Consider the following 15,570-nt stretch of genomic DNA (forward strand, 5'->3'; position numbering starts at 1 on the left):
ATTTACGCGATCGTCAATCAATCTTGGCAATAATTTCTCACATATTCACTAAATACTGGAGACAATTTAAACAAAATTTTATCTGACTTAATTTTTGTAACTATATATCTGTATTGTAAAGATTGTAAACCCTTAACAAAATCCACTGAAGACAAAGCTAAATTTTCTTTTAACTCTTCTCTCGACATAGGTCGATCTAATTTACTGAACTCTAAAATTATTTGCTGTTCTATTGGTGACAATCTGTGAAATAAATTATTAAAACAAAATTGCATATTTTGAGTAATAACCAAGCTATTTTCTGCCAAAAAATCTGCTGCATCACCATCATAAACATCTTGAATTAACCTGGCAATATCTTTTAAGTAAGTGGGATTACCTTGATAAAGCTGAATTAATTTTAACCAACTATCTTGATTATTTAAACCTGTATTGTCTAAAATATTAATGTCATCTAAACCTAATAATTCTAAAGCTTTAACGGGATATAGGCGATCGTCTAAACATTGCATCTCAGCACATTTTTCTTGACTGATTAATATAATATTACTTTGATGCTCTGTTTCAGCGATCGTTGTGAAAAACTTTTGATAATCTTTAGATTCAGCTTGATATTGTCCAGCAAATTGTCCCGGAGTAAAGATATGCTGCACATCATCAATAATGATTAAACATCGCTTTTCTTTTAATAAAGTTAATAACTGGCAAACCGGCGAATTATTTAAATTTTCTGGAGTTTCAACTGTGGTTAATATTTCGGCGATAATTTGATTTAAGGAGGGAGTTAATTCAAGATTTTTCCAAATAATGACTTCAAAGCTATCTAAGTTTAAATCAATAAATCTTCTCACTAAAGAAGTTTTGCCAATTCCTGATAATCCTAAAACCGAGATTAAAGGAGTATTTTGATTAAATATCCAGTTATAAAGGGTTTGTAATTCAGTTTCTCTGTTAGAAAATTTGATTACTTTAGGCGCTAAGATTAAATCGCGATAAGCTGATATTGACTTCTTATGAGGCTCACTTTTTTGAGTATTATTTTTTTGAAAATTATTGTCTAATATCTGTGGAGGATATACATTATTATTTCCATTAATATTATAAACATTTAAAGAATTGTCACATGATTGAATATATACTCTTTCTAATACAGAGCGACAATTAGTTTTTTTTATATCCTCACCTAAAGCTTCAGACAAAAGTTTCCATAAGTCACCCCCCACTTCACCAACATGACTTTTATTAAAATGATTCTTTTCGCCAATCTCATTATAGGTGTCTCCTTCATAAGATCCTTTAACCACAGCCCTCTGCACATCATCGAGGTGTTTTCCGGTGTGTTGATAAACTAGGCCATCCACAAATTGTAAAATTTCCGTTACATTCATAAAAGCCATATAGGGTAAAGGTTACAACTATTATAGCTTACCTTGATCCCGATTTTTCCGTATTTTTCCGTATTTTTGCTTAACACTTTGTAACAAAACACCCGTAAAAATCCGTTTTTTTGGTATTGGAATCAGAGCAATAAGTAGATTATCTTGATAAAAACTAGGTTTAAGCTAGAAACAAAGGACGAAAGGATAATCAAATATGAAAACAGCAACACCAATCGCAATGCTTACCCGTGATGAATTTGATCTGGAAAAAAGAGGATATGAACCTATACCCGATCAATGGGATTATAATCCCAAAACTCAAGTTTCATCATTAATAGAAATGGGAGGACCAAGTGAACCTACTACAACAAGTTCAGTAGCGGGTACAACTGGCCTAATTAATACCGATAGCGATAACTCTAATGATGATAAAGGTACTGATTAAAATGAGATTTTAATTCTTCTAGGGTGGTTCTATCTATTCTTAGAACCACCTTGATAAAATACAATTTTAGCATTAAATATGTTTCAAAATCTACAACTTAGAAACGCTGTAGCTGAAATAGATCGGGAATTTTATCTAAAGTGTTTTTTATCTGATAAGTGGTCATTACCATTTGACTTAAATTTACATAATCCTAATCTTGATAAAGAACAATATATAAATCAAAAAATTTATGGTCAATATCCAGATGTCAATCGTCTGATGGTTTATGATTTGAAAACTCTTAGCCAAATTGTTTTTGGTAATATTTTAATAGAAGATCGTCAAACAAAAAGATGTTCTTTAGTTGGAGGAGTCGATCCAGATTTACTAGCTAAAGGTTATGGATCGGTTGGACTTTACTTTTTTCTAAAATATATTTTTTTAGAAATGAAAATGAATAAAGTTACTTGTCAAGTTTATAGTTTTAACTTTCCGAGTTTTCAACTATTAGCAAGTTCTGGCTTTCAATTAGAAGGAATTTTAAGACAACACGCTTTTAATTATATTACACAAGAATTTGTAGATGTCAAAATTTATTCTTTGCTAAAAAATGAATTTCTTGATAGCCGTATTTGTCAAACATTCGCCAAATTAAATTACTAAAGAATATTATGTCAAAACAAATAATTTTAATTGTAACTTCTAAAGAAGATTCTCATGCGGATTTAGTGATTTATAAACTTAATCACCGTAATTTACAAGATAGAGTCATCAGATTAAATACAGAAGATTTGTGGTCAAACACAGAAATAACAAGTAATGGTTCTGATTTTGATGTTAAAATTGTTGATTCTCAACGTATTTTTAACAGTCAAGATGTTTTAAGTGTCTGGTTTAGAAGACCAAAAGATATAGAAGTTTCTCATTTGGAAGAAGGAAGTCAAGCCTTTATTAAATCTCAATGTAATGCTCTTTTAAGAGGACTTTATTTTTGTACTCATGATACAGCAATGTGGGTTAATCCTTTACCTTCTCTCCATCGAGCTAGAATTAAATTACAACAACTACAATTAGCTAAAAAATTAGGTATAAAAATCCCGAAAACTTTAGTGACAAATAATCCTCAAGAAGTGCTTAATTTTTTTGAAAAAAATCCAAAAGTTTGCACAAAAAGTTTAGATGAGCCTAGTTTTGAAATTGATGGACATATTTTTCCTTTTTATACTCGTCTTATTGATATTAATGAAGTTAAAGACAATATAGAAGGAATAAAAATTTGTCCTACTTTATTTCAAGAATATATAGAAAAAACTTATGAGTTAAGAATTAATGTTATTGGCGATCGCATTTTTGCTTTAGCAATATATTCTCAAGATAACGAGCTTTCTCGGATTGACTTTAGGGGGTTATCACCAGCAAACATGAAACAAGAATTAGTAGAAATTCCTGATATTTTAAAAAAACAAATTTTTCAATTTGTTAACCATCAAGGCTTAGTTTTTTCAGCAATGGATTTTATTGTTACTCCTAATAATGAATATATTTTCCTAGAAAATAATTGTAATGGTCAATGGCAATGGGTGGATGAAGTTGCTAACGGAAAACTAAGTGAAGCAATGATTGATTTATTGTTAATATCAAAAGTCAAATAAGTTTGTAGGGTGGGCAATGCTTTTTTAATGTTTTATTATCACTAACAATTTAGATACACTGCCCACCTTAAATTTACATTGTAGGGGCATGACAACATCAAATATGATACATACAGTTAAATTTTAAAATATCATGCCCCAATTTTGTGATTTAAATCATTAATTTAATTATCAATTATTGATGGGTTTGGGCATCGCATTTTTTAGGTTATTTATTAGTAAAATAAGAATAAATTAACGATGCCATGCTGCTACATTTGTTAAAAATCAGTTGATTAATAAAATTTTATAAATCCACCCAATTCTCTAAATTCAAACCCTCAACCCTAGCTAAGTCAGTATCATTAGAAACCACAATTAAATCTTTAATTATCGCAGTCGCCGCAATTAAAATATCCTCAGTTTGAATCGGTAAACCCCTTAATCTCAGGTTAGCATGGATTTCAGCAGCTTTTTCTAATATTGCCAAATCATCTAAAAGAATAATCGGATATCTGTGACAAAAATCCTCAAATCTTGCCCGTTGTTTAGGAGCATCAACAGCTAAAAATCCTCTCCTAATTTCAAAATAAGTTATGCAACTCATAAAGATGCTTTTTCTTTGAGCTTTAAGTTCTCTAATTTTTTGATTAATTGAGATATTATTCTTAATAGCTAAAAGAAACAATATTAGTATCAAATAAGTAATCCATGATCGCCTATTTTCGTTTAATCGCGTCTTCAAAAATTGCCATTTGTTCGGGAGTAAAATTTTCTCCAATCTTTGATAAAAGTTCTATGGCTAATATGCCACGTGAATGTTGTTTCAATTCTTCATCTGACATACTATTAAACTCATCAAAAGGTAAATTATCTTCAAATAACTTAACTAAAAGCTTTACCATTTCTGAATAATTCAGATCCTCCTTGAATAAAGGATCCTCTTCCATCAAAAGGGAAACGATATTTTCAATTCTTTTAACCATTGATTCTTGTCTAATATCTGTTGATAACATAATTATTACCTCTCTACCGTTGATGACTATTATATCAGGTTTTTGAATTTTCGGCCATATCATGCGATAATGCGATCGCTCATCTATCCTAACATAGACATCTCCAAATATCCTTGCGGTTACAATTATCACTAATTACCATTATTGGTAAGAGAATTGTTAGGGTTAGGGGTGCGATCGCTTTATAAAGCTACCCAATTCTCTAAATTCAAACCCTCAACCCTAGCTAAATCAGTATCATTAGAAACCACAATTAAATCTTTGACTATCGCAGTCGCCGCAATTAAGATATCTTCAGTTTGAATCGGTAAACCCCTTAATCTTAAATTAGCATGGATCTCGGCGGCTTTTTCTAAAATTGCCAAATCATCTAAAAGAATAATCGGATATTTTTGACAAAAATCCTCAAATCTTGCCCGTTGTTTAGGAGCATTAACAGCTAAAAATCCTCTCCTAATTTCAAAGTAAGTTATACAGCTAATAAAAATATTTTCTTCTTTAGCATCAACAGCTAAAATTTTTTGCAAAATTTGAATATTTTGCTTAATTGCCAAAGACACGATATTAGTATCTAATAAATAATTCATAATTATTTCCGTTTAATTGCGTCTTCAAAAATAGCCATTTGCTCAGGGGTAAAATCTTCACCTATTTTAGCCAAAACTTGTACCGCCATCATTTTATCACAACGATTTTTTAAGCTTTCCTCTGATATACTATTAAATTCTTCAAAAGATAAGCATTTCTCAAACACTTCAGCTAAGTGTGCCACGATTTCTGAATAATTCAGATCCTCTTTGAATAAAGGATCTTCCTCCATCAAAATGGAAACGATATTTTCAATTCTTTTAACTATTGATTCTTGTCTAATATCTGTTGATAACATAATTAGTACCTCGCTACTGTTGATGACTATTATATCAGATTTTTTAATTTTCGGCCATATAATGCGATAATGCGATCGCTCATCTATCCTAACATAGACATCTCCAAATATCCTTGCGGTTACACTTATCACTAATTACCATTATTGGTAAGAGAATTTTTAGGGTTAGGGGTGCGATCGCTTGTTTGTGGGAAAAGTGCGATCGCTTTATAAGTCTGACCAATTCTCTAAATTTAACCCCTTAACTCTGGCTAAATCAGTATTATTAGAAACCACAATTAAATCTTTGACTATCGCAGTCGCCGCAATTAAAATATCTTCAGCTTGAATCGGTAAACCTCTTAATCTTAGATTAGCACGCCACTTGGCGCCAGTTGACGCCACTTGCTCTACTTGGGGAGACCCCAAGACCGCAGTGGCTTCTCTACTTGGGGAGACCCCAAGATCGCACTGGCTTCTCTACTTGGGGAGACCCCAAGACCGCAGTGGCTTATGAACTTCGGCGGCTTTTTCTAAAATTGCCAAATCATCTCCTAGGGAAGGGGCAACGGGGTGTGGAGCAGAGGGGCAGAGGATCTTCTGGTGCTTCTGGTGCTTCTGGTGCTTCTGGTGCGGGGGAGAGCAACCAAAGAATCCCTACCCAAAGAATCCCTACCCAATAATCAATAATCAATAACCAATAACAAAAGGGCTCAGATTACTCTGAACCCTTTTGCATAATTTTGAAAAATAAAAGTTGCCATTTGTTTAATAGCGAAAATTAAAGGAGCTAATCAACCGCAAGCATGGATAAAACTTGAGATAAGTTCATATTAACGCTGGTCGAAGCTTTCGGCGGACTCAGGTTGAGGACTAACTGAAGTAAGCCGGTAATAATCGCCGCTTGAATAAATTTTTGTAACATAATTGGGTGTCTCCCATATCAGAGCAGTATCAGCCAGAAACTCTATATAAATAGAATGTAGAAAATACTCATAAGTTTCAGACCCCGTTATGTGCCACTGTTTCAAGTGGCTAACGGTAATGACACTCCCTCAAACCGGGCTACCGGGGAAAATATTCTTTTTTTATTGCCCGTTCAGACCATCTCTAGCGATCGCCATTCTCGCAAAAAGGAGGTAAGTCATAAGATTAATCTCAGTCTACGCCACTGGAAGTCATCAAAACTGATGCCTGAATCACAAAAATGATTAGAATTTGAGTGGACGAGGCGCAGGTCTTGGGTGGGCGAGGGTGGGCGAGGGTGGACGAGGGTGCAGAAAACAAAGATCATATTAAACTACACTGGACAATCTCTCGACTGGCACTGACAAAGGATTACTCAATGGTTCCGTTAGTGGATGCAGTCGAGGGAAAATTTTCCTAAGAGGGAGTATCAATTATACATACTATAACATAGTACATAAGGGGTTTCACCTATCATCGGAGAAATTACAGATTTTGCGGGAAATTTTTGCGGGAAATTTTTGCGGGAAATTTTTGCGGGAAATTTTTGCGGGAAATTTTATTTGATCCTTCTGCTGGTAAGCGGGAATTATTTGCTCCTCGATTGCAGTTGCAGTTGCAGCGATCGCTCTGGGTCAATTTGGATGCCGGGGAAAGTCTGATGAGAAACCGGGTTTCTTTGTATAATCTCTGCCACCCCACCAACATTCTTATAGAAACCCGGTTTCTTTGCCTCTAAGTTCGGCCAGAATACCCAACGACTGCCCGGAGGTAAATTATTAAGACTTTCTGGATTTTGGGTGAGCCAAATTACAGGAATACTGGGTAATTCTGCTGAGGTCGGTTCTTGGGCATTGGTGGCGGCTAAAGTTTCCAAAACTCGGCGGTTGCCATGAACTAAACCTGTGGTGGCAGTCCAAAGTCGGACATTCATTTGATTTCGACTGGCGTAAAAATATAGCGAGGCAGCGGCAATGACCGCTTGTTCAAAGTAGTCAAAATTCCACGGACTGCCACTATCAAGGGCGATCGCTACTTCTTGTCCCCCGGTGGAAGTTTCTAATTCTCGGACGCGGAGTTCTCCGTAACGCGCACTACTACGCCAGTGAACCATGCGGATCGGATCGCCATAGCGGTAGGGTCTCAGGTTCCGGGTGATTCCTTCGTTGGCGTTATGGAATCGGCGATCGCTTTGATTTTGGTTGGTTTCTTGATCGCCGATATTTTCGATCAGGGGACAGGTGTTTAAGGGTAAAACTTTGGGATAAACGATCGCCGTTGCCGGGACTTGGCGCGATCGCCGACACCAAAATAAGCCCAAAGGAGTTCCGGTTCTCAGTTGGACTTCATGCCAATGGTAAACTCCCCGTCGTTGGGTTGGTTGATAATAAACCCAGCGATAAACCTGATTTGCGGGAATTTCTTCGATCGCGGTGGTTACGGGTTCGCCCAAGACCCAAGGTAAAATATCTTGGATTTGTAATAGAGTTTTCGGTTGGGACGTAGGATTGGTAATTTCTATTTCAATTCTGAGGTCATCCCCCGCGCTAATGGGTTGAGTAGAAATACGGTGAAGTTGCAAAGAACGCAGCGATCGCACGGGCAACACCGCAGCGATCGATAAAAGTGCGATCGTCACCCCACTAATCACATACAACCAACCGGACATAGTATTAGTAGCCGCCCCAAAGAAGAAAATCGCCAAAGCCAACAGTAACCAACCGGCATAAGCGGGTGTGGCCCACCGAGTTTCCAGCCAGTTGGCAATTTTGTGGCGGATTTTCTCACGGGCTTTTTTGGTAGAGATGCGATCGCTGTGATTCATATCCATGTTTATTCGGCCTTGTTGCTACGTCTATAAAGGGATTTTCTAGGACAATCTTAACTTTATGCGGTCGGAAAACTCCCATCTGCCTGTAGGGGCGATCGCTTTTCTGCCAACTCTAAGAAACCGGGTTTCTTTTTTGGGTGATAAAGATAACTGTTGGTAGCCCAGAAGAAACCCGGTTTCTGGGTATATGCGATCGCTTTTCTGCCAAGTAGGGGCGAAGCATTCCCGCAAAAAGTCTCCGCTTTTCACCAATAACCTATATACGGGAATGCTTCGCCCTCCGGGATAATCATAATAATATATCTGCCTGTAGGGGCGATCGCATTCCCGCAGAAAATCTCCGCTTTTCAAGTCTAAGAAACCGGGTTTCTTTTTTCGGTGACAAAGATAACTGTTGGTAGCCCAGAAGAAACCCGGTTTCTGGGTATAAAAACATGGGGTTTAGGGCGAAGCATGACCGGAATAAATTTCTAGTTTTAACCGATAAATTATTTGCGGTCATGCTTCGCCCCTACAATTATATAAAATATATAAAATAAATAAAATAAAAAATCAAACCGGGGATGGGTTTCTATTCGCCTATCTGTCCGACTTGGGTCGCCCCACCAAATTCAGATCGCAATTAAAACCCATTCATTTATCAATAGCTTGGCCATTTTATTGACATATAAACCACCGGACACAGGAATACCCTGTTAAGTAGGTGGGCAGAAATAAATGCACCACAGACCATATCAAAAGAAAAACTGTCATTCCCGCGAAGGCGGGAATCCAAAGCCTATCGGCGGAGAACGAAAAGTGCAATTAATTATGTTCACCTACTTATAAGTTGCTGAAGATATTGTTTATAAATGAGGATTTCCAGGGTCTATTTTTCTTAAACTCTCTATCGCTCGCAAACGGATATTTTTATTCTGAGTAGTTTTGATAACTTTAACCAAACCCGCGATCGCCTCTAGATTGCCTGGATCGATTTTCCCTAAACTCTCTGCTGCCTCCCCACGGGTATATTCATTCCGAGTAGTTTTGATAACTTTAACCAAACCCGCGATCGCCTCTAGATTGCCTGGATCGATTTTCCATAAACTCTCTGCTGCCTGAATCCGGGTATATTTATTCTGAGTAGTTTGGATAACTTTAAGCAAACCCGCGATCGCCTCTTGATTGCCTTGTCCGATTTTCTCTAAACTCCGAATTGCCAGCCTACGGATATATTCATTCGGAGTAGTTTTGATAACTTTAACCAAACCCGCGATCGCCTCTTGATTGCCTTGTCCGATTTTCTCTAAACTCTCTGCTGCTTGCAAACGGGTATTTTCATCCTGAGTAGTTTCGATAACTTTAAGCAAACCCGCGATCGCCTCTTGATTGCCTTGTCCGATTTTCCCTAAACTCTCAATTGCCTCCCTACGGGTATTTTCATTTCGAGTGGTTTCGATAACTTTAAGCAAACCCGCGATCGCCTCTTGATTGCCTTGTCCGATTTTCTCTAAACTCCGAATTGCCAGCCTACGGATATATTCATTCTGAGTAGTTTGGATAACTTTAACCAAACCCGCGATCGCCCCTGGATTGCCTGGATCGATTTTCCATAAACTCTCTGCTGCCTGAATCCGGGTATATTGATCCTGAGTAGTTTCGATAACTTTAACCAAACCCGCGATCGCCCCTGGATTGCCTGGATCGATTTCCTCTAAACTCACTGCTGCCTGAATACGGATATTGTCATCCTGAGTAGTTTGGATAACTTTAACCAAACCCGCGATCGCCTCTAGATTGCCTTGTCCGATTTTCCCTAAACTCACTGCTGCCTGAATACGGATATTGTCATCCTGAGTAGTTTGGATAACTTTAACCAAACCCGCGATCGCCTCTAGATTGCCTTGTCCGATTTTCCCTAAACTCACTGCTGCCTGAATACGGATATTGTCATCCTGAGTAGTTTGGATAACTTTAACCAAACCCGCGATCGCCCCTGGATTGCCTGGATCGATTTTCCATAAACTCTCTGCTGCCTGAATCCGGGTATATTGATCCTGAGTAGTTTCGATAAGTTTAACCAAACCCGCGATCACAATAGGAATGCCTTGTCCGATTTTCCCTAAAGTCTCGGCTGCCTGCCTACGGGTATATTCATTCTGAGTAGTTTCAATAACTTTAACCAAACCCGCGATCGCCGCTGGATTGCCTTGTCCGATTTTCCCTAAACTCTCTATCGCTTGCCAACGGGTAGATTCACTATGAGTAGTTTCGATAACTTTAAGCAACTCAGCGATTTGATTCTGAGTTGCTTCATCCTGGGGAGTATCCGGGGGACTGGCAATCAGTTCCAACAACTCTGGGGGAATAGAGATAGTAATATTATTCCCCAAATCAACTCGATCGCCTTTAATCGTTAACTGAATAACTTCACCTTTTGCCTCCTCATATCTCTTGCGGCGATAATGCCCCATTGCGCGGGCAAAAATCAGTAACTTTTCAAACTCTGGAATCGGTTGATGCAGCATTTCCGTCAGAGAAACCAAGCGCATTAAATCCGCTGGATTCTCTCCAAGCGCCCGTTCAAAAGCTGCCACCAACCGTCTCACGGACTCTTGCGGATTAATATAAGCTAAAGCCGCCCAAGTTTGAGACTCCGCAAAATCTTTATAATAGAAATCAGGATGATCTAAATCCCGCCGTACATAAGCCAGCAACAACCCCGCCACTTCTTGCAAGCGTTTTTCCGTAAACTTAGGATGATTTTTAAACTGGTTCAGCAACTCTTGACGAACTGTACTATCCATTTCATAAAGTTCATCCCCCACCTCATCACAAAGACTAGAAAGAATTAAATCAGAAACCGCAATCCAAGGAATCCCTAGCGGTTTCTGCTCAATATCTCGTTGAAAATTTCCCCAGATACAATAGAGTAAATCCGGGGTTAAAGCCAAGGGTAAAGCCGCATGGTAAGCTAAATAAACATGGGCATCACTAAACCTTTTTTTAAAAGCAGCAATTCGCCGTTGGGCAGCATCAAGTTTCATAGTTAATTAATAATATTATTCTGATTATTTAAGTAGGTGAACATAATTAATTGCACTTTTCGTTCCGCGCCGTAAATCCTTGGATTCCCGCCTTCGCGGGAATGACAGTTTTTCTTCTGATATGATCTGTGAGTAAACTCCTCGTAGGTTGGGTTGAGGAACGAAACCCAACATTGATCTGTGAGTAAACTCCTCGTAGGTTGGGTTGAGGAACGAAACCCAACATTTTTCTGTTAAGCATTGCTTTATTTCATCAGGACTTACGCAAGGACGCTATATATAGCGCATTAAGGATCAGGCGATCGCTTGATTCAGACAGAAGCACGATATGCTTCCGGCACGCTACGTGCAAATCGCTGATAATAAAGAGAATCAATCTGTGTTTGAATTGATGAGTAAACTAAATAAAAGAAAGTTTCAGAGAGGGATGTTTAAGCTCTTGGCTCAGGTAATCTGCTAATAAACCAGCTTTTAACTGATAGACAGTTTGAGAAACTTTCTTAGCCATACGAGTCAGAAAAACCCAAACCAATAAAGCGCAAGCAATGTGATTTTTTTGAATATTCGCTCGACGGCATTGACAAGATTCGATCCCGGTTAATTGTTTAATCTCTCGGTGGAATTCCTCAATTTTCCATCGCCGTTTACATTCAGATATGACTTCATCTATTGAAGACTGATTTAAATCATTTGTAGCTACATATTCCGTTCTGTTGGCAGAAACAGTCACCCGAAATAGTTTGACTTTTTTATCCTTAGGAAATTTGTTGATTTTGATTATTTTTCCCTGTTTTTTTTCAATCTCAGACCAAATTAACTGTTCAATAGGCTGATATTTTTTTTGACCTCCTGTATCATCAACCAACCGGTTTTTTTTGAGCGGAACATAATAAATTTTCCCCAAATTATCAATCAAAGCCATTAGCTTTTGGGCTGCATACCAGCTATAAGCACTTTCGCTACAGGAATCTTTTTTTTAAAGACGACATCATTCAGCATATCTGCTACATGATCCAGCTTGGTGTGACCATCCCCATCTGGATCGTAAATTCGATAATCAATCACTGAATAGTATCCCGTTTCGGGATTTACATAAATACAGCTTATTAAACCAATTCCTCGAATCACTCGATGTTCATTGCCACTATATTGACGGCGGACAAGTTCAATTTTCGAGGAAAATCTCTTGTCGAGTACCGTATCATCAAAAACCAAACAAGCTTCGGGATGGCGAGGAAGTTCTGAATGCACTTTTTCCCAAATCACTTCGGGTGTTAAGTTTTCTGAATTCAAGTAACGATTAATTGTATCATGGCTAAACTCTTGAATATGTTCAGCGAAGTTGGTTAGAGTATAATTGATTTGGCTAGTCAGGAGATACTGGCAATAGTATAAATAATTGATGCTCATAGTTTTGGGCATGAATTCTGATGCTATTTTAACATTCATTATTCTCCATTTCCAGATTTTTTTGGGGTTGGCGATCGCGCTTCTCCTTAGTACGCTACATATAGCGTCACTGCGTAAGTCCTGTTCATGTAGGAACCCAATGCCCAATCTACGTTATAAAGCTGATGCTAAATTATCTTTTTTTCAGATATTTTTGAAAATATTCTCCGGCTTCTCTAACATCTGGATCTTCATGTTGTAACGCTCGTTGCGCTAACCTTTCAGTCAGGCAATGGTCAATCTTAATATACAGTTCTAATAACCGCCGATACTCTTCATGCGTCCCATCAGTCAACCACTCCTCTGCACTGTTTTCAATATTGGCTAATAACCAATTTTTCGGCAGAGAAAGAATCGCTTCTCGGCATAGTTCAATATCGGCATGAGCAACAGTAGCTAAAGAGACTAAATCATTGAATAAACGCTGACGTTCTGATAAATTTAGGTAAAAAAATAATCGTAATGCCGTCCCTCTTTCTCTGGGATTTTGTAATCCTTGTTGAAGCATAGCTACTCGATCTGTACAACTGTTCAGAAATTCTTGACGACTCTGAATATAGCCTAATTCTCTGGTGACAACGGATTGCCACAAGTCAATATTTTGAGCAGTTAATTGTTGACTTAGCATAATTCTCCTTTTTTACTTTTTAGGTTTTAAGTTATTTTAGTTCTTTCTTCCCAACGTAAACCCACCCACTGTTTAGAAATTTATCCACAAATTCTGTGAATAGCATTTTTCGGTTAGGATAGATAGTATGATGAGTTGGTGAATGAGGACCGCCAACATCTCGGCCATCAGCGATTACGTCAAGACCTTCAGGCAACAGAGTATTTTTCTCTAGTCTATGATAGTGTCCGGTCAAAGGTGCAGAGTCAATATCTGCAAAAGTTGATGCACCTGTTGGGGGTTGGGTTGGTTGAACCTGATTATTTTCAACCGCAATATCTTTACCCTGACGTGGTGTACGAGGACTCTGTTTGTTGCCAAATGTGTATAGTGTTGTAGATAGTACAACTTGCTTAAGTCCATTAACAGACTCTTTAGGTTCTATGGGTTGACCATTGATATTATTATCGATCGCCACTGATGTTTTCTCGCTTTGATTAACTGTTCAATTTTATATCAAGTTTATATCAAGAATCCCTCGTTCCTAGGCTCTGCCTGGGAACCAGGAGTAAATCTAGATTAACTAAATAATTGATTTCGTAACTCTTCTCGATCTAAACCCAAGTGATTCGCTACATCTTTTAAAATGGCATTTAATGTACCAATTTTTAAAGGATTATGAGCCGGAATAGTAATGTGATGTTCTCCCTGTTGCTGTGTAGTTAATCGAATATGGCTCCCGGTTTGATGGCTAACCTCATAACCAAATATTTTGAGAGATTTGACTAAATCTTGACCGGATAGATCCCTAGGTAATTTCACGATGCAATCACCTCCTCTTGGACAATATGCAGCCTAATTATTTTAGGCCGTAATGCTTCATCAGGAAAATGACAGCGAACGGCATCTTTAATTTCTGTCTTGAGAGTTTCCAAATCATCAGCTTGGGTAATAATCGATTCCCCTAGGGCTTTGGCAATATATCCAGATTCGAGATCAAGTTCTACCAAAAAAATAATTTCATTCATCGCTGACATAACCTCCAATATTAACCTCCAATATATCGATCGTCTTAATCCATGTTCCCAGGAAAAACCTAGTCACCAGTAATTAACCAGTAATTACCAAATTACCCCGTAACACTTTAATGGCATTTTTTAAACCAATTTTATCGCATTCAAACATAGGCATAAACTGAGCAATTAATCCCGCACTTGTCCCAGCCCAACGGTCTTGGGGAACCGGGTTCAACCACGCCATATAGCGTAACTTTTCTCGCAACTGCCGGATAAATTTTTCCGTAAATTCTAGTCTTTCTTCACTATAGCCTCCCCGGGCTGCCCCGGCATCACTAAAAATCAATACAGAGGAATATATCGGCGATAATCTATCCAACACTTTATCAATCGTTAAATAGTCTAATCGGGCGCGATCGCGATAGAGAAAATTCACCGGACAATTGTGGAAATAATACACCTGCGATCGACCTAACCGTCCCCCCCGCATTGCCGTTTCCTTAATTCTATCTCCCAACCGATGAAATGCCACCATTGAACCATCAATATCCAACAACAAAACCAATTCCACTCGATTAAATCGTCGGGGAACTAACACGGGATTCAAGAAAAATCCCTCTTGAGAAATCTGTTTTATCGTCGCTACCACATCCACTTCAACCTTTGGGCCTTCGCGGATTGTGCGGCGTAAATAACGCCAATTTTGTTTCATCTCCCGACCCGTCACCGGCAAATAATCCGCCAACAAAAGATAACTGAACTCCCTTTGTTTGCTTTTGGCAACCTGTACCTCATCCTGAAATTTTAAAGGAATTTCTGGCGCCAAATCCGTATCCGTATTTACGACAAAATCCTGAGTCAATCCTGTAACAGATTGCTCATCTTTTTTCAATGACGGACTGGGTGATGGACTCGGTGACGGACTCGGTGATGGACTCGGTGACGGACTAGAATCGGTTATTGGTTGTAGTTCTGGCTTTGAAGTATCTGAAGTTAAATTATCCTCAGTTTTTTGCGGAACATTTGGGGGTAAAATTGGGGTTAATGCCACCGTTTCCTTAAGAATTGGTTCTCCCATTCCCTCGATAAAATAACTCTTAAAGTAAGCGTCAAAATAATAGTCAAAAATCTCGCTTTCTTTCTGGGACTTAACCCATAAAGTTTTGCACAATCTCCCTAAAGCCTGTTTGTCAGCTAAACCAAAACCCGCCATCAAAGATTGTAGCAACATTTGATAGTCATCAATGCCCAAAACAAAGCCAACCTCCCGGAGGTGATCGAACAAATCTCGCAAAGGCAAATCATTAACTTGCATCGGATTGTACCACTTTAAATAAATTATGCAACAGATCCCGTC

At 38.2% G+C, this 15,570-nt stretch carries 19 protein-coding genes and 1 pseudogene; 4 read left to right on the plus strand and 16 right to left on the minus strand.

The window, feature by feature from the left end:
* Nucleotides 1-17: 17 nt before the first annotated feature.
* Nucleotides 18-1,388, minus strand: a complete 1,371-nt coding sequence (locus ABWT76_RS24050) for an ATP-binding protein (RefSeq protein ID WP_354635053.1) — start codon at nucleotides 1,386-1,388, stop codon at nucleotides 18-20.
* A gap of 205 nt (nucleotides 1,389-1,593) precedes the next feature.
* Between ABWT76_RS24050 and ABWT76_RS24055 the strand changes: the two genes are divergently transcribed.
* From ABWT76_RS24055 to ABWT76_RS24065, 3 genes are all read left to right on the plus strand, one after another.
* Nucleotides 1,594-1,824 carry a hypothetical protein gene (locus tag ABWT76_RS24055; RefSeq protein WP_190879188.1) on the plus strand — a complete coding sequence of 77 codons (231 nt, stop codon included), beginning with the start codon at nucleotides 1,594-1,596 and terminating at the stop codon, nucleotides 1,822-1,824.
* A 78-nt stretch (nucleotides 1,825-1,902) separates the two neighbouring features.
* Nucleotides 1,903-2,469 carry a GNAT family protein gene (locus ABWT76_RS24060; protein ID WP_354635054.1) on the plus strand — a complete coding sequence of 189 codons (567 nt, stop codon included), beginning with the start codon at nucleotides 1,903-1,905 and terminating at the stop codon, nucleotides 2,467-2,469.
* A gap of 8 nt (nucleotides 2,470-2,477) precedes the next feature.
* Nucleotides 2,478-3,458, plus strand: a complete 981-nt coding sequence (locus tag ABWT76_RS24065) for an MvdC/MvdD family ATP grasp protein (RefSeq protein WP_190879184.1) — start codon at nucleotides 2,478-2,480, stop codon at nucleotides 3,456-3,458.
* Nucleotides 3,459-3,744: 286 nt separating this feature from the next.
* Here the strand turns inward: ABWT76_RS24065 and ABWT76_RS24070 are convergent, their stop codons facing one another.
* The 6 genes from ABWT76_RS24070 to ABWT76_RS24095 all read right to left on the minus strand — a co-directional run bounded on the left by ABWT76_RS24070 (nucleotide 3,745) and on the right by ABWT76_RS24095 (nucleotide 6,243).
* Entirely contained in the window at nucleotides 3,745-4,125 is a 381-nt protein-coding gene (locus tag ABWT76_RS24070; RefSeq protein ID WP_354635055.1) for a PIN domain-containing protein, read from the minus strand.
* Nucleotides 4,126-4,156: 31 nt separating this feature from the next.
* Nucleotides 4,157-4,453, minus strand: a complete 297-nt coding sequence (locus ABWT76_RS24075; protein ID WP_354635056.1) for a hypothetical protein — start codon at nucleotides 4,451-4,453, stop codon at nucleotides 4,157-4,159.
* A 182-nt stretch (nucleotides 4,454-4,635) separates the two neighbouring features.
* Nucleotides 4,636-5,040 carry a type II toxin-antitoxin system VapC family toxin gene (locus ABWT76_RS24080; RefSeq protein ID WP_354635057.1) on the minus strand — a complete coding sequence of 135 codons (405 nt, stop codon included), beginning with the start codon at nucleotides 5,038-5,040 and terminating at the stop codon, nucleotides 4,636-4,638.
* A gap of 2 nt (nucleotides 5,041-5,042) precedes the next feature.
* Complete coding sequence (locus ABWT76_RS24085) at nucleotides 5,043-5,339, minus strand: hypothetical protein (protein ID WP_354635058.1); 297 nt, start codon at nucleotides 5,337-5,339, stop codon at nucleotides 5,043-5,045.
* Between the two features lie 207 nt (nucleotides 5,340-5,546).
* A complete protein-coding gene (locus ABWT76_RS24090) occupies nucleotides 5,547-5,723 on the minus strand; it encodes a PIN domain-containing protein (protein ID WP_354635059.1) in 177 nt (58 codons plus the stop codon).
* A gap of 385 nt (nucleotides 5,724-6,108) precedes the next feature.
* Complete coding sequence (locus ABWT76_RS24095) at nucleotides 6,109-6,243, minus strand: hypothetical protein (protein ID WP_255353123.1); 135 nt, start codon at nucleotides 6,241-6,243, stop codon at nucleotides 6,109-6,111.
* A 91-nt stretch (nucleotides 6,244-6,334) separates the two neighbouring features.
* Between ABWT76_RS24095 and ABWT76_RS24100 the strand changes: the two genes are divergently transcribed.
* Nucleotides 6,335-6,529: a hypothetical protein gene (locus ABWT76_RS24100; protein ID WP_156331441.1), complete on the plus strand. Its 195-nt coding sequence runs from the start codon at nucleotides 6,335-6,337 to the stop codon at nucleotides 6,527-6,529.
* Nucleotides 6,530-6,873: 344 nt separating this feature from the next.
* Here the strand turns inward: ABWT76_RS24100 and ABWT76_RS24105 are convergent, their stop codons facing one another.
* The 9 genes and pseudogenes from ABWT76_RS24105 to ABWT76_RS24145 all read right to left on the minus strand — a co-directional run bounded on the left by ABWT76_RS24105 (nucleotide 6,874) and on the right by ABWT76_RS24145 (nucleotide 15,528).
* Complete coding sequence (locus ABWT76_RS24105) at nucleotides 6,874-8,109, minus strand: DUF58 domain-containing protein (RefSeq protein ID WP_054464278.1); 1,236 nt, start codon at nucleotides 8,107-8,109, stop codon at nucleotides 6,874-6,876.
* 45 nt (nucleotides 8,110-8,154) lie between these two features.
* Complete coding sequence (locus tag ABWT76_RS24110; RefSeq protein ID WP_156331440.1) at nucleotides 8,155-8,466, minus strand: hypothetical protein; 312 nt, start codon at nucleotides 8,464-8,466, stop codon at nucleotides 8,155-8,157.
* 494 nt (nucleotides 8,467-8,960) lie between these two features.
* Nucleotides 8,961-11,141, minus strand: a complete 2,181-nt coding sequence (locus tag ABWT76_RS24115) for a HEAT repeat domain-containing protein (RefSeq protein WP_354635060.1) — start codon at nucleotides 11,139-11,141, stop codon at nucleotides 8,961-8,963.
* Nucleotides 11,142-11,541: 400 nt separating this feature from the next.
* Nucleotides 11,542-12,551, minus strand: a pseudogene (locus ABWT76_RS24120) (transposase).
* Nucleotides 12,552-12,723: 172 nt separating this feature from the next.
* Nucleotides 12,724-13,218, minus strand: coding sequence for a hypothetical protein (locus ABWT76_RS24125; RefSeq protein ID WP_354635061.1), 495 nt, complete (start codon nucleotides 13,216-13,218; stop codon nucleotides 12,724-12,726).
* Nucleotides 13,219-13,249: 31 nt separating this feature from the next.
* Nucleotides 13,250-13,675 (minus strand): hypothetical protein, encoded by a 426-nt coding sequence (locus ABWT76_RS24130; protein WP_199317400.1) that lies wholly within the window; start codon nucleotides 13,673-13,675, stop codon nucleotides 13,250-13,252.
* Nucleotides 13,676-13,776: 101 nt separating this feature from the next.
* The gene (locus tag ABWT76_RS24135) at nucleotides 13,777-14,019 is read right to left on the minus strand and encodes a type II toxin-antitoxin system HicA family toxin (RefSeq protein WP_354635062.1); all 243 of its coding nucleotides are present in this window, start codon (nucleotides 14,017-14,019) and stop codon (nucleotides 13,777-13,779) included.
* On the minus strand, nucleotides 14,016-14,225 hold the full coding sequence (locus ABWT76_RS24140; protein WP_354635063.1) for a 2-oxoisovalerate dehydrogenase E1 subunit beta: 210 nt from the start codon (nucleotides 14,223-14,225) through the stop codon (nucleotides 14,016-14,018). The genes ABWT76_RS24135 and ABWT76_RS24140 overlap by 4 nt, the downstream gene beginning before the upstream one ends.
* 82 nt (nucleotides 14,226-14,307) lie before the next feature.
* Nucleotides 14,308-15,528, minus strand: coding sequence for a CoxE (locus tag ABWT76_RS24145; RefSeq protein WP_354635064.1), 1,221 nt, complete (start codon nucleotides 15,526-15,528; stop codon nucleotides 14,308-14,310).
* Nucleotides 15,529-15,570: the final 42 nt, after the last annotated feature.

The organism is Planktothricoides raciborskii GIHE-MW2 (genome assembly GCF_040564635.1).
In the GTDB taxonomy this organism is placed as follows: Bacteria; Cyanobacteriota; Cyanobacteriia; order Cyanobacteriales; family Laspinemataceae; genus Planktothricoides; species Planktothricoides raciborskii.